This is a genomic window from Pseudomonas imrae, from assembly GCF_046352735.2.
Classification (GTDB): Bacteria; Pseudomonadota; Gammaproteobacteria; order Pseudomonadales; family Pseudomonadaceae; genus Aquipseudomonas; species Aquipseudomonas imrae.
In genome coordinates this window covers 2,071,501-2,093,322 of sequence record NZ_CP110853.2, presented here as the reverse complement: position 1 = coordinate 2,093,322, position 21,822 = coordinate 2,071,501, and the positions used below count along the sequence as shown (strand labels likewise).

The window sequence follows — 21,822 nt, the reverse complement described above, 5'->3', positions numbered from 1 at the left end:
CCTCACTAGGAAATCAGATTTTCAAGCTCATCTGCAGATAGACGTTTGAGGGCGGCCAAGGATTTAGCCAACTCGTCCTGCAGCGGCTGGACATCGGATTGCAATAAGCGCACTTGCTGGACAAAATCGCCGAGCGTGCTGGTTACGAACAGGGTTTTGAGGGGAACGTCGAGATTCATCGCGGTGCGGATCTGCATCATCATTTGCGTGGCCAGCAACGAATGGCCGCCCAACTCAAAAAAATCATCGCTCAGTCCCACCTGTTCCACGCCCAGCAGCCGCTGCCAGATGTCGGCGATCTGGCACTCCAAATCATCCAGGGGCGCCAGGTAATCGCGGCGTCCACGGGCCGCCTCCGGTACCGGCAAGGCCTTGCGTTCAAGTTTGCCATTGGGGCCGACGGGCAGCGCACTGAGCAGCATGATCTGGGCAGGTACCATGTAGTCCGGCAGACCCTGGCGCAACTGCGCGCGAATGGTCTCCAGCCAGGCGTGTTGGGTATTGGCATCTGCTTCAGCCAAGTGACAGTCCGAGGGCACGACATAGCCCACCAACTGCAAGCCACCGGCGCCCTGCACCGCCAGCACCACCGCTTCGCGCACGCTGTCTTGTTCCAGCAAGCGCGCTTCGATCTCGCCCAACTCGATGCGCAGGCCGCGCAATTTCACCTGATGATCGATACGACCCCGGTATTCGATGACCCCATCAGCGCGCTGGCACACCAGGTCGCCCGTGCGGTACAGGCGCGTACCCGGCACAAACGGGCTGGCGACAAAACGCTCGGCCGTGAGCCCTGCGCGGCGGTGATAACCCCGCGCCAGGCCTTCGCCCCCCAGGTACAACTCTCCCACCACACCGACCGGCACCAAGGCCAGGTCCGCGCTCAGTACGTAGGTCTGCACATTGCCGATCGGCTGGCCAATCGGCACGCTGTCGCGGCCTTCGTCGCGGCAGGTCCAGTGGGTCACGTCAATCGCCGCCTCGGTCGGCCCGTAGAGGTTGTAGAGTCCGGCACCGGGCAGCTTGGCGAACACTTGCTGCTGGGCATCCACCTGCAAGGCTTCGCCGCTGCACACAATGCGCGTCAGGCTGCGGCATTCGCTGACCTGCGGGTCCTGCAAGAACACCTGCAACATCGATGGCACAAAGTGCAGCGTGGTAACGCGCTGTACGTTGATCAAGCGCACCAGTTTTGCCGGCTCGCGGTGATCACCGGGAGCCGCCACCACCAAGCGGGCGCCGACCATCAGTGGCCAGAAAAACTCCCACACCGACACATCGAAACTGAACGGGGTCTTCTGCAGCACTGCATCGTCCGGCGTCAGCTCATAGGCCTGTTGCATCCAGCACAGGCGGTTGGTCAGGGCTTTATGGCGGTTGCCAGCGCCCTTGGGCTTGCCGGTCGAGCCGGAGGTGTAGATCACGTAGGCGAGGTTTTCCGGCGACAGCACGACATCTGGATTGGCCGTGGAAAACGTCGCGTCGCCCGGTTCGTCCAGGCACAAGGTCTTCAGGGCAGCGGGCAGCGTCAGCGATGCCAGTACAGAACGCTGGCTCAGCAGCAGACCGATGGCGCTGTCCTCGATCATGTAGGCCAGGCGTTCGCTTGGGTAATCGGGGTCCAGCGGCACATAGGCGCCACCGGCCTTGAGCACCGCCAGCAGGCCGATGACCATTTCCAGGCTGCGTTCCAGTGCCAGGCCCACCAGCACGTCCGGGCCAACGCCGAGGCCGATCAGTTGATGTGCCAGTTGGTTGGCGCGCCGGTCCATTTCTCGGTAGCTCAGTTGAGTGTCGCCAAACACCAGCGCAGCTGCCTCGGGGGTGCGCCGCACCTGATCCTCGATCAGCTGATGAACGCAGCGTTCGAGGGGGTATGGCGTGGCGCTGGCGTTCCAGTCGCGTTCCTGCAACTGTTGCGCGTCGGGTTCCAGCAACGGCAGATCACCGAGGGTTTGCCCTGGGTTGGCGACCACCGCCTGTAGCAGGTTGAGCCAGTGTCGACTCAGGCGTCCGACGGTGGCGGGCTCGAACAAGTCAGTGGCGTAGGTCAGGGTCGCCGCCAAGCCCTGCTCGTCCAGAAGCTCGCTGACGTCCAGAGTCAGGTCGAACTGCGCCCAGGCTTGCGGCCGCGTGATCCCCTGGACCTGCAAGCCCCCTACCCCAACGCCTTCGGCTCGCGTCTGTTGCTGATGGTTGTACATCACCTGGAACAGTGGGCTGTAGCTCAGGTTGCGCTGGGGGTGCAGTGCCTCCACCAGTTGTTCGAAGGGCAAATCCTGATGTACCTGGGCCTCTTGCGCGACGCGGCCCACTCGCTGCAGAAACTGCTCGAACGGCACACTACCGTCGACATCCACCTTGAGCACCTGAGTGTTCACGAAGAAACCGATCAGCCCTTCGGTTTCCAGGCGATTGCGGTTGGCGGTGGGCACGCCGACGCGAATATCCTTCTGCCCGCTATAGCGGTACAGCAGCACCTGAAACATACCCAGCAGCAACGTAAACAGCGAGACACCCTCACGCTGCGCCAAACTGCGCAGGCTTTCGGTCAATGCTGCCGGCACACTGAAGTCGAAGCTGGCCCCCCGATAGCTCTGCACCGCCGGCCGCGCATGGTCCGTCGGCAAGGCCAGCACCGACGATTCCCCCGCCAATTGTTGCTGCCAATATGCCAACTGCCGGTCACGCTCGCCGGCGTCCAGCCACTGGCGCTGCCATTGGGCGTAGTCGATGTATTGAATGGGCAAGGCCGGCAGGTTCGCCGTCCGTTTCTCAAGACCTGCGCGATAGTATTCGAGCAGTTCTCGCACCATGACTGCCATCGACCAACCATCGGTGATGATGTGATGTACAGTCACCGCCAGCACGTGATCGTCCTGCCCCAGCTCAAGCAGGCGCACCCGGATCAACGGCCCCCGGCTCAGATCGAAGACCCAGTCGGCTTCGGCAGCCAGGCACTGTTCGATGGCTTGCTCGGGTGTACTGGCGGTCACGCCTTGGCTATCGATCTGAATAAGGGTTGATTCAGCCGGCTCGACACGCTGGAAAACCTGGCCATTTTCCTCGACGAATACCGTACGCAAGCTGGCATGACGCGCCGCCAGCCGATTGAAGCTGTCGGCCAGAAGTGCAGCGTCCAGAGGACCACGCAGGCGCAAGGCCGAACAGATGTTGTAGGCACTGCTGCGTGGTTCCAGTTGCCAGAGAAACCACTGGCGCTGTTGCGCATGGGACAGCGCCAACGCGCCTGTTTCCTTGGCGGGCAGGATCGGCAAGCGCGCCACGTTCACGCCGGACTGGGCCAGTTTGCTGAACAGTTGCTGGCGCTTGTGGCCGTCCAGGCCCTTGATTCGCTCAAGCATTTCCTCAGAGCGCAACGGGTCGGGCTTAAGCATTGTGGTTCTCCAATTCATCAAGGGCGTCGAAGATCAGGTCGAATTCAAGGGCCGACCCCGCCCCTGCCGCTGCGTGCAGATGGGCTGCCAGGTCTTCAAACTTGCGCAGGTCGTAGAACGTCTTGAGCGCCAGCTCCACACCCAGGGCACTGCGCACCCGGGACTGAAGCATGACCAGTTGCAAGGAGTGCCCGCCCAGTTCGAAGAAATCATCGTCCAAGCCAATCTGTTCAAGACCGAGGACGTCCTTCCACAACTCAGCCAACTCATGCTCGAACTGCGTGACAGGCACTCGGTGGACCGACCGCTGCAAAGCGTCGGGCGCTGGCAAAGCCTTGCGCTCGAGCTTGCCGTTGGGGCTCAGTGGCAAGGCGGCCAATAGCAGCAAGTGGCTGGGCAACATGTAGTCCGGCAGACTGACGCTGAGCCGCGCCTTGAGTTCGTCGCGCCAGGCCGACTGTGCCGAAGGCGATGCCAGCAACAGTTCTGCGCGCACCGGCACCACATAGCCCACCAGTTGCAAGCCACCGGCGCCCTGCACCGCCAGCACCACCGCTTCGCGCACGCTGTCTTGTTCCAGCAAGCGTGCCTCGATCTCCCCCAACTCGATGCGCAGGCCGCGCAATTTCACTTGATGATCGATACGACCCCGGTATTCGATGACCCCATCAGCGCGCTGGCACACCAGGTCGCCCGTGCGGTACAGGCGCGTACCCGGCACAAACGGGCTGGCGACAAAACGCTCGGCCGTGAGCCCTGCGCGGCGGTGATAACCCCGCGCCAGGCCTTCGCCCCCCAGGTACAACTCTCCCACCACACCGACCGGCACCAAGGCCAGGTCCGCGCTCAGTACGTAGGTCTGCACATTGCCGATCGGCTGGCCAATCGGCACGCTGTCGCGGCCTTCGTCGCGGCAGGTCCAGTGGGTCACGTCAATCGCCGCCTCGGTCGGCCCGTAGAGGTTGTAAAGCCCCGCACCGGGCAGCTTGGCGAACACTTGCTGCTGGGCATCCACCTGCAAGGCTTCGCCGCTGCACACAATGCGCGTCAGGCTGCGGCATTCGCTGACCTGCGGGTCCTGCAAGAACACCTGCAACATCGATGGCACAAAGTGCAGCGTGGTAACGCGCTGTACGTTGATCAAGCGCACCAGTTTTGCCGGCTCGCGGTGATCACCGGGAGCCGCCACCACCAAGCGGGCGCCGACCATCAGTGGCCAGAAAAACTCCCACACCGACACATCGAAACTGAACGGGGTCTTCTGCAGCACTGCATCGTCCGGCGTCAGCTCATAGGCCTGTTGCATCCAGCACAGGCGGTTGGTCAGGGCTTTATGGCGGTTGCCAGCGCCCTTGGGCTTGCCGGTCGAGCCGGAGGTGTAGATCACGTAGGCGAGGTTTTCCGGCGACAGCACGACATCTGGATTGGCCGTGGAAAACGTCGCGTCGCCCGGTTCGTCCAGGCACAAGGTCTTCAGGGCAGCGGGCAGCGTCAGCGATGCCAGTACCGAACGCTGGCTCAGCAGCAGGCCGATGGCGCTGTCCTCGATCATGTAGGCCAGGCGTTCGCTTGGGTAATCGGGGTCCAGCGGCACATAGGCGCCACCGGCCTTGAGCACCGCCAGCAGGCCGATGACCATTTCCAGGCTGCGTTCCAGTGCCAGGCCCACCAGCACGTCCGGGCCAACGCCGAGGCCGATCAGTTGATGTGCCAGTTGGTTGGCGCGCCGGTCCATTTCTCGGTAGCTCAGTTGAGTGTCGCCAAACACCAGCGCAGCTGCCTCGGGGGTGCGCCGCACCTGATCCTCGATCAGCTGATGAACGCAGCGTTCGAGGGGGTATGGTGTGGCGCTGGCATTCCACTCGTGTACCAGCACTTGCCGTTGCTCCTGGCTCAACAGGCTCAGTTCGCCCAGAGTGCGTTCGCCACGAATGCACAACTGCTCTAGCAGGGAACGCAAGTAGCCATCTATTGCCTCGATGGTCGAGGCCCTGAAGTAACGGGTGTCGAAGTTGTAATGCAGTGCCAGGCTTGCGCCCAGGGTCACGCCGAGGGTCAACGGGTAGTTGGTCTGGTCATGGTTGGCCACCGGACCAAACACCAGCCCCGCTGGCGCGCCCTGCTCGAGGGCCGCTGAAACCGGATAGTTCTCGAACACCAGCAAGGTGTCGAACAACGCATCGCCGCTGTGGCCGGCCCAGCGCTGTATATCGAACAACGCCGTATGCTCGTGCTCGCGCAATACCAGGCTTTGTGCCTGGACCGCTTGCAGCCATTGGCCGACGGTGTATTGCGGCTTGGGCTCGGCCACCACCGGCAGGGTATTGATGAACAATCCCAACTGCTGTTCGATACCGGCAAGGTCCGCCGGGCGACCGGCTACGGTCGAACCGAAGACCACCGCGTCGTGACCGGTGCAGCGCTGCAGCAGCAACAGCCACGCGGCTTGCACCACGGTATTGAGGGTGACTTTATGCTGACGGGCAAAGGCGTCCAGATTACGCGTGTGTTCCGGCGTCAAACCTTGCAGGAACAGGCCATGACCCGCCTGCTCGGTGAGCGGCATCACCTGCCCCAGTGCCGGGGCCAGCAGCGTAGGCTCTTGCAGCTCGGCCAGATGGGTCTTCCAGAAGGTCTCATCCCGAGTCACATCCTGGCGCTGCAACCACTGGATATAGTCGCGGAAACGCCCCACCGGCGCAGTCGCAGGTTGGCCGCTATAGCGTTGCAGCACTTCACCGAGTAACTGCGCGCTGCTCCAGCCGTCCATCAAAATATGGTGGTTGGTAAAGACCAGATGATGACGCTGGGGCGCGACCTGGATCAGGGCCAGGCGCAACAGTCCCGGCTGGTCCAGCTCAAAACCCCGGGCGCGATCAACCTCGACAAAGTGCGCCAGCGCCGAAGATAAATCAGCCCGTCCTTGCCAGTCATGGCAGGTAAGCGTCAACGCCAGTTGGCGGTGGATGACTTGCAGGGGGCTGTCCAGTTCGCCCTGCCAGAGAAACCTGCAGCGCAAGATGTCGTGCGCGTCCACGCAGGCTTGCCACGCAGACTTGAAACGCTCCACATCCAGGCCATCGACATCCACGCACAGCTGATTGATGTACGTGCCGTCGTCCTGCTCGTACAGGCTGTGAAACAGCATGCCCTGCTGCATGGGCGACAACGGGTAGATGTCCTCGATGTTCGAGGGCGTGTCCAGCGCGTCGAGCTGTGTTTGATCCAGGCCCGACAAAGGCATGTCCGATGGTGTGATCCCCGCCTGTTGCAGATCGCAGCAATGCTCGATCAACGCCTGCAACGCGGCGTGATAGTCATCGGCCAGACGCTGGATCGTTGCGGTGGCGAACATGTCGCGGCTGAAGGTCCAGCGCAGTTCCAGCTCACCTTCGTACACCTGTCCTTCAATGGACAGCCAGTTGTCCAGCGGTGCATCGACGCTTTGCTCGGCGCCCGCGCTTTCCCCGGCCGGTGCAAACAATGCCCCCTGGCCGGCATCGAAACTGCCATCGAACTGGCCCAGGTAGTTGAAGGTAATCCGCGGCTGCGCCAGCGCCTTGAGCATGCGCCGGTTCGCTACGCTGCCCTGGTAGCGCAACACCCCGAAACCGATACCCTTGCGGGGAACGGCCCGCAGTTGCTCTTTGATCTGCTTGATGGACGCCGGCAACGAAGCCGCCGGGGTGAGCTTTACCGGGAACAGGCTGGTGAACCAGCCCACGCTGCGGCTCAAGTCGATGTCGTCGAACAGCTCTTCACGGCCATGGCCTTCAAGCTGGATCAGGGTATTCGCATGACCGGTCCAGTGGTTCGTGACCTGAGCCAATGCAGTCAAGAGCAGGTCATTGACCTGGGTGCGGTAGGCCGCGGGGGCATCTTGCAGCAAACGACGGGTCAGCTGTGGCTCCAGACGGCAGCGCACGACCTGGGCATGGCGACTTTGCAGGCTGCCCCGAGGGTTTTCACAAGGCAAGTCGACCTCGGCGCCCTGTAGCTGTGCGGTCCAGTACGCCAGTTCATGCTCCACCGTTTCCCGACGGGCATAGGCGTGCAAGCGCTCGCTCCAGGCTTTGAACGAACTGGTCTTGGCCGGCAGACATACGGGCTGGCCCTGTACTAGCTGCTGATAGGCCCGCTGCAAGTCCTCCAGCAAGATCCGCCAGGACACGCCATCGACCACCAGATGATGGATCACCAGCAACAAGCGCTGGCTACCATCGGCCAGACTCACCAGCACCCCACGCACCAGGCCATGTTGCAGGTCGAGACTGGCCTGGGCCTCAAGCCACAAGCTCGGCAGTTCATCAGCTGTGCCTGCCTGCACCTGCCATAACAGGTCATCGGCCAGGGTCTCTGCCTTGGCCAACGCGCCTACCCACCCGTCAGGGCCTTCGTGGAAACGTGCCCGCAGGTTGTCGTGATGGTTGATCAGCGCCGCCAACGCCTGGGTCAAGACCTCGACACGCAGGGGTTCGACCGGGCGCAACAGCACTGCCTGGTTCCAGTGGTGCCGTTGCGGTACTGGGCTTGCAAAAAACCACTGCTGGATCGGTGACAACGGCAACGCTCCAGTCACCGGTCCTTGATCCACGGTAAAGCCCTGGCCACTGTGACGCGCGACACCGGCCAGCGCCTTGACGGTCTGATGGACAAACACGTCGCGGGACGTCAGGTTGATACCCGCCTGACGAGCACGGCTGACCACCTGGATGGAGATAATCGAGTCGCCGCCCAACTCGAAGAAATTGTCGTTCAGGCCAACCTGCTGCAGCTTGAGCACGTCCTGCCAGATCCCGGCGATCTGCTGCTCCAGCACGGTGCCCGGGGCGACGTAGCACTGCTGCGCCAGGCTGGCATCAGGAAGCGGCAGCGCCTTGCGGTCGAGTTTGCCATTTGGGCTCAACGGCAATGCGTCGAGAAACAGCAGGTGTGCCGGAATCATGTAGTCGGGCAGATGCTCGGCAAGCCGCGCGCGGATCGTTTCGCGCAGCGCTGCAGCCGACGTCTGGACCAGCACCGGGTTGGCTGCCACCGCATAGCCGACCAATTGCAGGCCGCCAGCTCCGGGTTGCGCCAGGACAACCGCGTCACGTACGTCGTCCAACTCCAGCAACCGCGCCTCGATTTCGCCCAGTTCGATGCGAAAGCCACGGATTTTCACTTGATGATCGAGGCGACCAACGTATTCGAGAATGCCTTCGTTATTGAAGCGCGCCAGATCACCGGTGCGATACAGCCGTGCACCCGAACCGTTGAAGGGGTCCGGGATAAATCGTTCGGCACTCAGCGCCCCACGGCCGAAATAACCACGGGCCAGCAACTCGCCACCGATCACCAACTCTCCTACGACGCCAATCGGCGCCGGCAGGCCGTTATCGTCCAACACCTGTACGCTACGACCTGGCAACGGGCGGCCGATGGGCAGGGTCAACGGTACTGCGCGGCGGCCTTTGACATAGTCGGTGCAATCGAGGGTAGTCGTGGTGACAGTCGCTTCGGTCGGCCCATAAGTGTTGAGTAAACGGACATGGGCCAGCCCCGCCTGACGCCAGGCCAATACGCCTTCCGGGGGCATCGCCTCGCCACCGCTGTGGACCTGGCGCAGCGCGCCATAATCACGTGCCCCTGCGCCGGCAAACTCCTTGGCCAGCATGTTCCAGTAGGCCGTGGTCAAGTCCATGATGCTGATCCGCTGTTCGATCAACTGGCGGTACAAGGTTTCACTGTCCCAAACCTCGTTGCCACGCAGTACCACCGAAGCTCCGCAGATCAATGCAGGGTAAAGCTGCTCGACGAAACCGTCGAAGTTGAACGTAGAGAACTGCAACACCCGATCCACAGCGCTCAACCCCATATATTCCAGGGACACATAGGTGTGCTTGCTCAAGGCAGCGTGACTGATACCGACACCTTTGGGCCGACCGGTTGAGCCCGAGGTAAACATTACATAGGCGAGGTTTTCACCCTCGATGACACGATCCGGGTCGTGGCTGTCAGTGTGGCGCCAGTCCGCATCCTGATCCAGGCACAGGCATTGCACCGAATCGGGTATCGGCAAGCGGTTCAACACACTCGACTGAGTCAGCACCAACGCGCAGGCGCTGTCTTCAATCATGCACAGCAAGCGATCGGCAGGGTATTGAGGATCCAGCGGCACATAACCGCCCCCCGCCTTGAGCACCGCCAACAGGCCGACCGCCATGCCCAGCCCGCGCTCCACGGCGATGCCCACCAGCACTTCCGGCCCGACGCCGTGTACCAGCAAATGATGAGCCAGGCGGTTGGCTCGGCTGTTGAGTTCGCCATAGCTCAGGACGTGGCCGTCGAAGATCAGTGCCACCGCATCTGGTGTGCGAGCCACTTGTTGCTCGAACAATTGGTGCACGCAGCAATGGCTCGGATAGGCCATATCGTGACGGCCCCACTGCGCCACCACCTGACGGTATTCGTCAGCCCCCAGCAACGGTATTTCCCCTACCCTTGCGGCTGGATCTTCCACCAGGCAACGCAGCACACGGTTCCAGTGCTGCGCCAGGCGCTGGATCGACTCGGGCTCGAACAGATCTGTCGCGTAGGTGAATGCGCCGTGCAATTGCCCGGCCTTTTCATAGGTGTCCAGGCTTAAATCAAATTGGGTGCTGCGGCTCTCCCACTCGATCACGTTCAGCGCCAGGCCACCCTTGAGGGTCAGCGCCGTGACGTCCGCAACTTCTGGCTGATGGTTGTACATCACCTGAAACAGCGGGTTGTAGCTCAGGCTTCGTTCAAGCTTGAGGGCATCGACCAGGCGCTCGAATGGCAGGTCCTGATGGGATTGCGCGCCCAGGGCAGCCTCTTTGACTATCGCCAGCAGTTGCTGCACCGAGGTTTGCCCGTCAAAGGGCAGGCGCAACACCTGGGTGTTGACGAAAAAACCAATCAGCCCTTCGATTTCATTGCGGTTGCGGTTGGCGATAGGCACGCCGATACGCAAGTCCTCTTGCCCGGTGTAGCGCTGCAGGAGGATGGCGAAAGAGCCCAGCAGCAGCATGAACAGTGTCACGCCCTGTTGCCGGGCGACGTTGCGCAACTGATCGGTCAAGCCTGCGTCCAGAGCCAGCTCATGGCGCCTGCCCCGGTAGCTGGGGATAGCCGGCCGGGCATGATCTGCCGGCAACTCCAGCACCGGGTGCTCGTCCCCCAATTGCGCCAGCCAGTAATCCAGCTGGCGCTGTTGCTCGCCAGCTTCAAGCCAGCGACGCTGCCACAGGGCGTAGTCACTGTACTGAATCGCCAGCGCAGGCATATCCAGGGTGGTCAAGCCGTCATGAGCATCGTAGAAACGGCAGAACTCCTCGATCAGTACATTCATTGACCAGCCGTCAGACACAATATGGTGCAAGGTCAGCAGCAATACATGCTCCTGGTCTGCCAGCTTGAGCAAGCGCACCCACAGCAAGGGCCCATTGGCCAAATCAAAAGGGCGCAACGATTGCTCTTCGACCTCCAACAGCACCTGGGACTCGCGCTCCTCGGCCGGCAAACCGCTCAGGTCCACGCGTTCGATATTTACCCCGCGCTGCGCCGGAACCTGCCGGAGGCTGTCATCGGCCTGCTGCACAAACACCGTGCGCAAGGTTTCATGGCGCTCGACCAGGCTGACAAATGCTTGCTCAAGCGCCTGCTCATTCAACCGGCCCGTCAGGCGTACGGCACTGGGCAGGTTGTAGGCACCGCTCTGTGGGTCCAATTGCCAAAGAAACCACATGCGCTGCTGGGCATAGGACAACGCCTGACGGTCCTCGGCCTCTACCTGGGCCGGGATCGGAAAGCGTGAGAAGTCGATCCCTTCCTTTTGCAGCGCCTGGAGAAACATCTGGCGTTTTTCCAGGGGCAGTCCGATAAACCGGCGAGCAAGTTTCAAGGAGTCTTCAGCGTTCATTTCTTGGGATCCGGAGCAATAGGCAGGAAGCACAAAGGCACGTCGTCCCTATAAAACGAATCCAGGCGAGAAAAATTAGCGGGCGGCAGGTGTCATGAAGCGTTACATCAAAGCCGGGAAGAGCACACGAAGGCGGCCTATCATTGACGAACCACACCATTTGCAACTACATTTAGTTACACGCAGGGAACGCCGTGTCCAAAAATGAAAAGCTGCTCGCCAAACTGCTCAATCCGCAGATGGCATTTACTTGGACCGAACTCGTGACGCTGTTGCGTTGGCTGGGCTACAGACAAATCGAAGGGGCTGGTAGCCGCGTCAAGTTCGACATTGGCGACCCCAGTGCAATGATCACCTTGCACAAGCCCCACCCTGGCAATGAACTCAGACACTACATTCGGCGCCAAATCATCGAACAGTTGGAATCAGGAGGCTTGATTCAGTGAGCAACCAGTTGAAACACAAAGGCTACATCGGCTCGATAGAAGCCAGCATCGAAGACAACTGCCTCTTCGGAAAGCTGCTGTTCATCCGTGCCCTGGTCAGTTATGAAGGGCAGACTGTGGCGCAGTTGGAAAGCGCGTTTCGCGAAGCCGTCGAGGACTACCTCAACACCTGCCAGACACTTGGCCAGACACCCGAAAAACCGTGCAAGGGTTCGTTCAACGTCCGGGTCGGCCACGACCTGCATTTGGCCGCCGCCCTGGCGGCGACCCGCAAGAAGGTCACACTCAACGACCTGACGCGCCAGGCGTTGAATGAGTTCCTGTTACATCATGCCCCGGACAGTCACCCCGTAACGGGTTGACTCACACACTTCTCTTCCAGGCGCCGATACCCCGACAGCGCTGATACCAACACCACTGCACCCGCCGCCAGCGCCACCCAGAACCCACTGGGGGCGCCAAAGCGATCAATCATCCAGCCGGAACCCGCGGCGCCGATCGCCACGCCGATGCTCAGGCCTGTGATCAGCCAGGTCATGCCCTCGGTAAGGCGACTGGCCGGGACAACACGCTCCACCAGGGCCATGGATACGATCAGTGTCGGGGCGAAGAACAGCCCGGAAATGAACACCGCCAGCGATAGCCCGAGGATATCGGCTACCAGCAACAAGGGCAGCGTGGTCAGGGCCGTGGCCAAGCCACAGAACAGAAACTGGCGGGGTAACGGCATTTTCAACGTGAGGGTGCCGAATGCCAGGCCCGCCAGGCACGAGCCAATGGCATACACCGACAGCACGATGCTTGCGGCAGCCGGCTGGCCCTGATGTTCGGCAAATGCAACGCTGACCACATCCACAACGCCCACAATAGTGCCCATGGCCATCAGCAGGATCATCAGCACCAATAGCGACGGTGAGGCGATCAGCCAGCGGCCATGCTGATCGTGATGGGTGTAGATAGGCGGCTCGGTGTCTTTTTGCAGGACGAACGCAGTCACTCCCACCGCCAGCAATATCGCCCCCACCAACGGACCGGCTTCTGGGAACAGCAACACACACAACCCCACAGACAGCGGCGGGCCGAGGATAAAGCACACCTCATCGAGTACCGACTCCAGGGCAAATGCGGTTTGCAGGCGCGGCTGGCCCCGGTACAACTCGGTCCAGCGCGCCCGTACCATGGCCGACATACTGGGCATGCAGCCAGCCAGGGCGGCGAATATAAACAGCGTCCAGTCCGGCGCTTCGAGGCGCGTGCAGAGCAGCAGCAGCAACAGCGCTGCGCCACCAACGATGGCTGCCACCGGTAACACGCGACCCTGCCCATAACGATCGACCAGTCGCGAAACCTGAGGCGCACAAAAGGCGGTGGCCAAGGCAAAAGTCGCCGCGACCGCTCCTGCCAGCGCATAGCTGCCGCGCACTTGGGACAGCATGGTGATCAGCCCTATTCCCGTCATCGAGATGGGCATGCGCGCAAGCATGCCCGCCGACACAAAAGCCCTGGATCCTGGCGCCTGGAACAACTCGGCGTAAGGGTTTGCCATGATGCATACCTCTTCCTGAGCGCCCTGGCAGTTGCTATCTCGTGCTATCAGGGCAAAATATATACGGTGCGTATGTGGCAGATCATGCTTAACATACGCAGCGTATGTCAATCACTCACCCGCTTATTTGCGAGCATTACCCATGACCCGAGCCCGCGCCGACATGATCGAAGACACCCGCGCCCGCCTGATCGCCAGCGCCCGTCACGCCTTCGCCACGCAAGGCTACGCCCATACCTCGATGGATGACTTCACCGCCCGCGCCGGCCTGACACGTGGGGCGTTGTATCACCATTTCGGTGACAAGAAAGGTTTGCTCGGCGCAGTGGTTGCGCAGCTCGATGGTGAAATGGATGCGCGCCTGCAACAGATTACAGAGCAGGCAGACGAGCCCTGGAGCGGCTTTTGCGAACGCTGTCGCGCTTATCTGCGCATGGCCCAGGATCCGGAAATCCGGCGCATTGTGTTGCAAGATGCACCGGCTGTACTCGGGGACGCCGCTTCAGCCAACCAACAGCTGTGCATCGACTCGCTGCGCCAGTTGCTCGACACGCTGATGCAGGCCGAAATCATCGAACCCGCGCCCAGCCAGGCCCTTGCGCGCCTGATCAATGGCAGCCTGGTGGACGCTGCATTGTGGATTGCCCGTGACGAACAACCGGGCGAGCGCCTGGAACAGGCGCTGCAAGGCCTGGAGTTATTGCTTCGCGGCTTGAAACACCCAGGCTGATCACGTACGCCGCAACAACAACGCCGCCACCGCACAGATCAACAGCGCCACGCACGCCAGGAAAAATGCATCACTGTAGGCCATCAGAAATGCCTGGTGACGAATGCCCTGGTCAAGCAACCCCAACACCTGCTGGTGATCCGGCAGTTGCTCCTCCAACACTCCGGCACCGGGCAGGTGTTGTTGCATGGCCGGTGCAAAAATCGTCACGGACTCGCCAATCCGCGCCGAATGCACCTGTTCACGCACCACCACCAGTTGCGCCAGCAATGCCGTGCCGACGGCGCCACCGAGGTTGCGCAGCATCGAGAACACCGCCGACGCCGAGCCGGACTCGGCCTTCGCCAGGCCATGCACGGCCAGCACCGACAGCGCCACCATGATCAGCGGCTGGCCAATGCCGCGCACCACTATCGAGGGGACAATCACATTGCTCGCACTGTCCGCCGACAGATGCGCGCCCATCCAGCAGCCCAGGGCCATAATCGCAAAGCCTGAAGCCACCAGCATCTTGGCACTGAGCCATTTCATCAGGCGGGGCAGGAACGGCGCCAGAACCAGTTGCACCAAGCCGTAGGCAATCAGGCTGAAGCCAATTTCGCTGGCGTTGTATCCCTGCATCTGGGACAGGTAGTTGGGAACCAGGAACACCAGCCCGTAGGTACTGGCACCAAAGATAAACATCGCCACGCTGGCCACGCCAAAATTGTAATGACCCAGCAGCCGCAGATTGATAAAACCTTGGGTGCCCCAGAGTTGCCGGCTGATAAAGCCGACCAGGCCGATCAGCGCCGCCACGCTCATCCAGACAATAAAGGGCGAGCCGAACCAATCCTTGCGCCCGCCCTCCTCCAGCACAATCTGCAAAGCACCCAAGCCCAGAACCATGCAGCCGATACCGAGCCAGTCGCCCTGGCGCAAAAGCCCAAGGTTCATCGGTTGCCGATCAATCGACCAGGCCACGGCAGCCAGCAGGGCAATGCCGGGAAACAGTTGCAAGTAGAAAATCCAGCGCCACGAATAGACATCGGTCAGCCAGCCACCGATGGATGGCCCTGCCGCCTGTGCGACGCTGTTGGCCAGGCTGAACAGGGCCATGCCCAAGGGGATCTTGCTGGCGGGCATTTCGGTGATGATCAATTGGAACGACAACGGGATCAGTACCGCCCCCGCGGCACCTTGAATGACCCGGATGATGATCATGACTTGCAGGTTCGGCGCCATCGAGCAAGCCACCGAAGCCACCAGGAATACCGCAGAACCCCACAGCATCACCTGGCGCAGGGAGAACACCTGCACCAGCCACGCCGTGAGGGGGATCATGATGATCTCTGCCACCAGGTAGGCGGTGGAAATCCATGACCCCTCTTCAAACGTGGCCCCCAGCGCGCCTTCGATTTCCGGGAGCGCGGCGCTGGTGACATGCACATTCATGCCCGCCATGAAGCAGCCGAACAGGCCGCCGATCACCGCCACCCAGGCGCGAAACGACATCGTCGATGCGTGGTCATCAGCCGCCATGAGCAGGCCCCTTACGGATGTCGGAACGCGTATCGACCGTAGCAATCACTGACATCCCCGGCAGGATCCGCGCAGCGTTGGATTCATCCGGTACCAGGCGGATCTTTACCGGGAAACGCTGGACGATCTTGGTGAAGTTGCCGGTGGCGTTGTCCGGCGGCAGCAGCGCAAACACAGCGCCGGAACCGGGAGCGATACTCTCTACCTGACCGCGCCAGTGCTGGCCGGTGAAGCTGTCCACGGCGATGTCCACTGCCTGGCCCGGCGCCATGTGCTGCAACTGGGTCTCCTTGTAGTTGGCAATGACGTAGGCCTGTTCCACGGGCACCACCGCCAGCAGTGGCAAGCCAGGCATTACGTACTGCTGGCGACGCACCTGGCGCTGGCCCACCACGCCATCGAACGGTGCGCGAATCGCCGTGTCGTTCAGCGCATTTTGCGCCAGGGCCAGGTTCGCCCGGGCTTCACTCACTCCCGCCTGGGACTCGACGATCCGCGCCTGGACCTGCTGCCGACGCGCCTGCAACACTTTCCACTGCGCCTGTTGTCGAGCCACATGGGCGCGGGCCTCGATGACAGCTGCCTGCGCCTTGGCCTGGCTGGCACTCACCGTTTCCAGGTGTTGGGTGGTCGCGACCTGCTGGGCCACCAGTTCGCGATAACGCAGGTAATCCAGGCGTGCCCGTTGGGCCTCTGCCTGGCTGCTGTTCAACGCGGCCTGGGCCTGGGCGATACGCTGTTGCTGTTCACTCAACCGCGCATCGAGGGTGTGCAAACTGAACTGGCGGGCCGTTGCCGCCGCCTCGGCCTGTTGCAGACGAGCCTGGGTGCTGCGTACACGCTCGATAAAATCGCGATCATCGATGCACACCAACACATCCCCGCGCTTCACCGGTTGGTTGTCTTCCACCAGCACCTTTGCCACATACCCGGCAATGCGCGGGCTGATCGCCACCCAGTCGGCGCGCACATAAGCATCATCGGTCTCTTCAAGAAATCGCCCCAACTGCCACCAATGCACGGCGAACACCAGCAGCCCTGACAAGATGGCGAGCGCAGCGGCCGCCAGGAGTGTACGGCGATGCCGCTGCATCAAGGTGGGTACAGGTTGCAAGATGAGCGGTTCAACAGCCTGATTCATGGCTTGGCTCCGAGGATGGCAAGAGGTGAAGGAACGGTTTGATCATTGCGCTGCCAGCCGCCACCCAACGCCTGGAACAGGTCGATCTGACGGTTGAGCAGACGCAGGTCGGCCTGGGCCAGAGTGGCTTGCAGGCTGACCAGGCTGCGCTCGCTGTCCAGCAGCTGCAGGGCATCAAGGGCTCCGGCCCGAAAGCTTCGAGCGGCCAGATCAAAGGCTTGGCGGCTGTGGTCCAAAGCCGCTTCAAGGGTCTGGCGACGTTGCTGCTCGCCCTGGTACAGCGCCAGGGATTGCTCAACCTGTTTGAGTGCGTTGAGCACCGTGCCGTCAAACCGAGCCAGTGCCTCACGTGCCTCGGCACGGCGTTGGTCCACCTGCGCCAGCGCAACATTACGGTTTGGAAAGCGCCAGGACACCAGCGGCCCTATGGAATAAACCAGCGCGTGACTGTCTCCCAGTTTGCCCAGGCTACTGGCGGATGATCCCAGCAACGCACCAAACGTCACCCGTGGATACAACTCGCTGCGCGCTACACCAATGGCCAGCGTAGCGGCTTGCAACTGGCGCTCGGCCCGGCGGATATCGGCACGCCGCTGCACCAGCGCCCAGCCATCGCCCACGGGCAACGCTGCCTGCAATTGCGGCGTTTGCATGCAGCTTTGCTGGCTTATCCGATCCGCAGGCAAACCGCTGAGGACGGCCAGTTCGTACAACGCTGCCTGGCGGTGGGCAACAAACATCGGCAACGGCGCCCGGGTTTCCTCCAGCAATCCGTTCAGGCGTGCCAGGTCCAGCGCTGTCGCCGCGCCGGCGCGTTGTAATTTGCGGGTGACGGCCACCTGCTCTTCCAGTACCTGCACCGAGCGGCGCTGCACCTGGGCAGCGAACCCATAGACACACGCCTGGCCATAAGCCCGGGTCGTTTGCGCGGCCACCGTCACCCGCCACTCATCTTGCAGCGCGCGTGCAGCATCGGCGTCGGCCCGGGCAGCAGCTAGGCGATAACGCATCTCACCCCACAGATCCAGGGTGTAGCTCAGGGAAAACTCCGGGGCATGGCTCCACTCGGCACCGGCACGTTGCCCGCTGGCCTGGGCCAGGGTCTGATCGTCACGACTGCGACCGTAGTCCAGGCCATACGCCAGAGTGGTCGAGGGCTGACGCTGTGCGTCGACTTGATTCAGGCGGGCGAGCAAGACGTCAACATGAGCAGCCGCCGCTTCAAGGTCTTTGTTGTGGGCCAGGGCGTGCTCCACCAGCGCGTCCAATTGCGGGTCGCGGTAAAGTTGCCACCAGCGCACAAGCAACGCTTGGCCCGGGGACTCGCTGGGCAACTGCGCCACCACCTGTGCCTTCAATGGCGAAGACAGCTCGCCAGGCACACTGTTGCATCCTGTGAGCGCGCCCAGCAGCGCAGCGGTCATCAACCTCCGATTGAGGTTTGGACCGCTACGCATGATCACGCTCAGTAGGTGTAGAACGCTATTGGGGAGGTGAACTACAAGACTGGGCATCACAAGGCTCGCTCAAGAATAAGCCTTGCAGATTAGTCAGCCAGCGTGGCGGATTCGCTCGCGCCAAGGCCATGTGTCGTCGCCAAATGGACAATAGGGTTACTTGAAGCAACATCAGGCCCCGGGCCGAAAGTGACTCGGCGGATATCCCAGCGAACGACGAAACATCGCACTGAACGCGCTCGGGCTCTGGTAACCGTGCTCCAGGGCGACTTCCAGGATCGACACACCCTGGGCCAAAAGTTTCAGACTCAGCGCCAACCGAGCACGCTTGCGCCACTCGCCGAAGCTCATGCCCAGTTCGCGCTGGAAGATCCGGCTCAGGGTCCGGGCGCTGACGTTCAGCGTTTCGGCCCAGGATTCCAGGCTGCTGTCATCCGCCGGGTTGCGGATAAATTGCGTACACAGCTTGGCCAACCGCACCTCACCGGGAACCGGCACATGCATGGCAACCACCGGCGCGGCGAGCAGCTCCATGCGGATCAACTCCAGCATGGCCTGCAGGCGCGAGTTGTCGAGCTGGTCGACAATCCGGGTGGTGGCGACAATCAACTCCCGCAGCAAGGCCGAGACTTCAATCACCTGACACGTACGCCCCAGGCTCGGCTCGACTTCCGGCATCAGAAATAGCGTGCGCATGTGCACCTCCCCAGCCATGCGGATTTCATGGGGCGTACCGGCTGGCACCCACAACGCATGCCCGGACGGCACCAGCCAACTGCCCTGGGCCGTACTGACCACCATGACCCCGGAAACCCCGTGAATCAGTTGGGCCTGGGCATGACAGTGGGGATTGATCACTTCGTCATTACGGTAATTGTCGGCGTAGGCTTCAAGCCAGGGCCGGGGCGCAGTTGTCATGAGGGGAGCATCCCAGATCGTTCAAGCTGCGATTCTAGCGAAAAGCCCGGTGGCGCAAACGATAGATATAGACAGCCATCGTCGCATTCCAGACAAGTGATGAACTTGTGCCACGGGCTGTCAGTCAGTTGCTTGGGCAACGCACTTTGCTAATTGGCGGCGGCACAGGCCTTTATCCGGAGTTCCAGCACAATGGTTGATCTGAAAAACGAACCTCAAAGCGCGATTGGTGCCCACGGCATTATTGGTGATATGCGCAGCGCCGCACTGGTCAACGACCAGGGCAGCATCGATTTTTTCTGCTGGCCGGAATTCGACAGCCCGTCGATCTTTTGCGCGCTGCTGGACTCCCCCGCCGCCGGGGTATTTCAGTTGACCCCGGACCTGCCCCTGGCTCGCCGGGAACAGATTTACCTGCCAGACACCAATGTCCTGCAAACCCGCTGGCTGAGCGATGAGGCAGTGGTGGAAGTCACCGACCTGCTGAGTATCAGTGATGATGTCGACGACCTGCCGCTGCTGATACGGCGAGTGCGGGTGATCAGCGGAAAAGCCACTCTGCATATGCGCTGCGCGGTGCGTCACGACTACGCGCGAGCGCCGACCCGCGCCATGGCGGACAACAGTGATGTATGTTTTTCGGCACCGGGCCAACCGGGCCTGCGCCTGGCCAGCAGCCATGCCATGATCATTGAAGACGACGCCGCAATTGCGCAATTGAGCCTGGAACAAGACCAGGGTGCCGAATTTGTCCTCGGCGGGCTCGACGACAGCCGCGTCGAAAGCCGCGGCACTGACTTATGCCTGGCGCGCACCTTGACGTACTGGCGCAGCTGGCTGGCCCAGTCCAACTACCGTGGCCGCTGGCGGGAAATGGTCAACCGTTCGGCGCTGGCCTTGAAGCTGCTGACCTCGCGCAAACACGGTGCGATTCTCGCCGCCGCGACTTTCGGCCTGCCGGAAACGCCCGGTGGCGAACGTAACTGGGACTATCGCTACACCTGGATCCGCGACGCGTCATTTACCGTCTACGCCTTCATGCGCCTGGGCTTTGTCCACGAAGCCAACGACTACATGCGTTGGCTGCGAGGACGGGTGAGCGACTGCCGCGGCCAGCCGATGAAAATCAACATTCTGTACGGGATCGATGGCCGCCAGGACTTGCCAGAGATCGAACTGAACCACCTCAGCGGCCACGGCGGCGCACAGCCGGTGCGCATCGGTAACGGCGCCTTCGATCAGATACAACTGGATATCTTCGGCGAACTGATGGACGCGGTGTACCTGGTCAACAAGTACGGCGAAGCCATCTCCCACGAGGGTTGGAAACATACCGTGGAGGTGGTGGACCAAGTGTGCGTGAGCTGGGACCAAAAAGACGTAGGTATCTGGGAAATGCGTGGCGAGTCGCATCACTTCCTGCACTCGCGGCTGATGTGCTGGGTCGCCCTGGACCGCGCCATCCGCCTGGCCTCCAAACGTTCATTGCCGGCTCCGTTCGCACGCTGGGACCAGACCCGCCAGGCGATTTACGCAGACATCTGGAGCAACTTCTGGAATGAAGAACGCGGACACTTCGTGCAGCATATCGGCAGCACCAACCTCGACGGTTCAATGCTGTTGATGCCGCTGGTACGCTTCGTCGCGGCCACCGATCCACGCTGGCTGTCGACCCTGGAAGCGATTCAGAAAACCCTGGTACGCGACGGAATGGTCTACCGATACCGCAACGACGACAGCCAGATCGACGGGTTGCAAGGCACCGAGGGCGCATTCACTGCCTGCTCCTTCTGGTACGTCGAATGCCTGGCCCGCGCCGGTCAAGTGGAAAAGGCTCACCTGGAATTCGAACAACTGCTGCGCTACGCCAACCCGCTGGGGCTGTATGCCGAAGAGTTTGACGGGCAGGCACGACACTTGGGCAATACGCCACAGGCGTTAAGCCATTTGGCGCTGATCAGCGCGGCGACGTTTCTGGATCGCAAGTTGAGTGGCGAGAAGACGGTCTGGCAACCTTGAAACAGGGCGTGCACACTAGGGCCCCGCTTCGACTGCTGCAAGGATTGCAATGGGTCCCTTCCTCATCCATTTGCCCCACTGGCGCCTCTATGCCCTGCAGGGCAAGTGCATTGACTTGCGCCAACCGGGTGATGTGACATGACGCCCTTTCCGGTCCTGCATACCGAACGTTTGTGCCTTAGAGAATTGATCGCCAGCGATGCTGCGAGCCTGCTGGAGATTTATCGTAATGCCGAAGCCATGCGCTGGTTCGGTGTGGATCCCATGACCGAGCTTTCTCAAGCCCAGGCACTGATAGACACTTTCTCTCAATGGCGGGCCCAGGCCAATCCCGGTACACGCTGGGGACTTGAACATGAAGGAAAGTTGCTCGGCAGCTGCGGGCTGTACAAGTGGAATCGGGCCTGGAACAGCTGCTCCCTGGCCTGTGAGCTCGCGCCCTCGGCCTGGGGCAAGGGCCTGATGAGCGAGGCGCTGCGAGCCGTGCTCGGCTGGGGGTTTGCGCAGATGCAACTGCATCGTATCGAAGCCTTGGTACACCCGCAGAACCTGGCCTCCCAAGCGCTGCTGAACCGGCTGGGCTTCACTGCAGAAGGCGTACTGCGCGACGCGGGATTCTGGGGTGGCAGTTATCAGGACCTGCAAGTCTTTTCGCTGCTTTCCCACGAATACGAACCTGCATCGCCCCAGGTCTCGGGCTAAAGTCCAGGTCCACTGCTGTC

12 protein-coding genes are annotated in these 21,822 nt (G+C 61.6%); 5 read left to right on the top strand and 7 right to left on the bottom strand.

The window, feature by feature from the left end; genetic code table 11:
• Positions 1-5: 5 nt before the first annotated feature.
• Both OQ460_RS09485 and OQ460_RS09480 read right to left on the bottom strand, forming a co-directional pair.
• A complete protein-coding gene (locus OQ460_RS09485) occupies positions 6-3,416 on the bottom strand; it encodes an amino acid adenylation domain-containing protein (RefSeq protein ID WP_410021545.1) in 3,411 nt (1,136 codons plus the stop codon).
• Positions 3,391-11,322 (bottom strand): amino acid adenylation domain-containing protein, encoded by a 7,932-nt coding sequence (locus OQ460_RS09480; RefSeq protein WP_410021544.1) that lies wholly within the window; start codon positions 11,320-11,322, stop codon positions 3,391-3,393. Before OQ460_RS09480 ends, OQ460_RS09485 begins: the two co-directional genes overlap by 26 nt.
• 194 nt (positions 11,323-11,516) lie before the next feature.
• On the opposite strand from OQ460_RS09480, the gene OQ460_RS09475 reads away from it, so the two are divergent.
• Together OQ460_RS09475 and OQ460_RS09470 are read left to right on the top strand one after the other, a co-directional pair.
• On the top strand, positions 11,517-11,768 hold the full coding sequence (locus OQ460_RS09475) for a type II toxin-antitoxin system HicA family toxin (RefSeq protein ID WP_410021543.1): 252 nt from the start codon (positions 11,517-11,519) through the stop codon (positions 11,766-11,768).
• Positions 11,765-12,130 (top strand): type II toxin-antitoxin system HicB family antitoxin, encoded by a 366-nt coding sequence (locus OQ460_RS09470; RefSeq protein WP_410021542.1) that lies wholly within the window; start codon positions 11,765-11,767, stop codon positions 12,128-12,130. The genes OQ460_RS09475 and OQ460_RS09470 overlap by 4 nt, the downstream gene beginning before the upstream one ends.
• Here the strand turns inward: OQ460_RS09470 and OQ460_RS09465 are convergent.
• Positions 12,112-13,314 (bottom strand): MFS transporter, encoded by a 1,203-nt coding sequence (locus OQ460_RS09465; protein ID WP_410021541.1) that lies wholly within the window; start codon positions 13,312-13,314, stop codon positions 12,112-12,114. The two genes, OQ460_RS09470 and OQ460_RS09465, sit on opposite strands and share 19 nt — an antisense overlap.
• A 142-nt stretch (positions 13,315-13,456) precedes the next feature.
• On the opposite strand from OQ460_RS09465, the gene OQ460_RS09460 reads away from it, so the two are divergent.
• Positions 13,457-14,044: a TetR/AcrR family transcriptional regulator gene (locus tag OQ460_RS09460; RefSeq protein WP_410021540.1), complete on the top strand. Its 588-nt coding sequence runs from the start codon at positions 13,457-13,459 to the stop codon at positions 14,042-14,044.
• Here OQ460_RS09460 and OQ460_RS09455 read toward each other — a convergent pair whose 3' ends face one another.
• The 4 genes from OQ460_RS09455 to OQ460_RS09440 form a co-directional block, all read right to left on the bottom strand.
• Positions 14,045-15,565, bottom strand: coding sequence for an MDR family MFS transporter (locus OQ460_RS09455; RefSeq protein ID WP_410021539.1), 1,521 nt, complete (start codon positions 15,563-15,565; stop codon positions 14,045-14,047). It abuts the gene before it with no gap.
• The gene (locus tag OQ460_RS09450) at positions 15,555-16,706 is read right to left on the bottom strand and encodes an HlyD family secretion protein (RefSeq protein ID WP_410021538.1); all 1,152 of its coding nucleotides are present in this window, start codon (positions 16,704-16,706) and stop codon (positions 15,555-15,557) included. The genes OQ460_RS09455 and OQ460_RS09450 overlap by 11 nt, the downstream gene beginning before the upstream one ends.
• Positions 16,703-18,163, bottom strand: a complete 1,461-nt coding sequence (locus tag OQ460_RS09445; protein ID WP_410021537.1) for an efflux transporter outer membrane subunit — start codon at positions 18,161-18,163, stop codon at positions 16,703-16,705. Before OQ460_RS09445 ends, OQ460_RS09450 begins: the two co-directional genes overlap by 4 nt.
• A 171-nt stretch (positions 18,164-18,334) precedes the next feature.
• Positions 18,335-19,081, bottom strand: coding sequence for an AraC family transcriptional regulator (locus OQ460_RS09440; protein WP_410021536.1), 747 nt, complete (start codon positions 19,079-19,081; stop codon positions 18,335-18,337).
• Between the two features lie 192 nt (positions 19,082-19,273).
• Between OQ460_RS09440 and OQ460_RS09435 the strand changes: the two genes are divergently transcribed.
• Together OQ460_RS09435 and OQ460_RS09430 are read left to right on the top strand one after the other, a co-directional pair.
• A complete protein-coding gene (locus OQ460_RS09435; protein ID WP_410021535.1) occupies positions 19,274-21,100 on the top strand; it encodes a glycoside hydrolase family 15 protein in 1,827 nt (608 codons plus the stop codon).
• A gap of 138 nt (positions 21,101-21,238) precedes the next feature.
• The gene (locus OQ460_RS09430; RefSeq protein WP_410021534.1) at positions 21,239-21,802 is read left to right on the top strand and encodes a GNAT family N-acetyltransferase; all 564 of its coding nucleotides are present in this window, start codon (positions 21,239-21,241) and stop codon (positions 21,800-21,802) included.
• Positions 21,803-21,822: the final 20 nt, after the last annotated feature.

Coding starts and splice junctions, on each gene's coding strand:
- OQ460_RS09485 (WP_410021545.1), bottom strand. CDS start 3,416: ATGAATTGGAGAACCACAATGCTTAAGCCCGACCCGTTGCGCTCTGAG.
- OQ460_RS09430 (WP_410021534.1), top strand. CDS start 21,239: ATGACGCCCTTTCCGGTCCTGCATACCGAACGTTTGTGCCTTAGAGAA.
- OQ460_RS09445 (WP_410021537.1), bottom strand. CDS start 18,163: ATGCGTAGCGGTCCAAACCTCAATCGGAGGTTGATGACCGCTGCGCTG.
- OQ460_RS09460 (WP_410021540.1), top strand. CDS start 13,457: ATGACCCGAGCCCGCGCCGACATGATCGAAGACACCCGCGCCCGCCTG.
- OQ460_RS09465 (WP_410021541.1), bottom strand. CDS start 13,314: ATGGCAAACCCTTACGCCGAGTTGTTCCAGGCGCCAGGATCCAGGGCT.
- OQ460_RS09480 (WP_410021544.1), bottom strand. CDS start 11,322: ATGAACGCTGAAGACTCCTTGAAACTTGCTCGCCGGTTTATCGGACTG.
- OQ460_RS09440 (WP_410021536.1), bottom strand. CDS start 19,081: ATGACAACTGCGCCCCGGCCCTGGCTTGAAGCCTACGCCGACAATTAC.
- OQ460_RS09450 (WP_410021538.1), bottom strand. CDS start 16,706: ATGAATCAGGCTGTTGAACCGCTCATCTTGCAACCTGTACCCACCTTG.
- OQ460_RS09435 (WP_410021535.1), top strand. CDS start 19,274: ATGGTTGATCTGAAAAACGAACCTCAAAGCGCGATTGGTGCCCACGGC.
- OQ460_RS09455 (WP_410021539.1), bottom strand. CDS start 15,565: ATGGCGGCTGATGACCACGCATCGACGATGTCGTTTCGCGCCTGGGTG.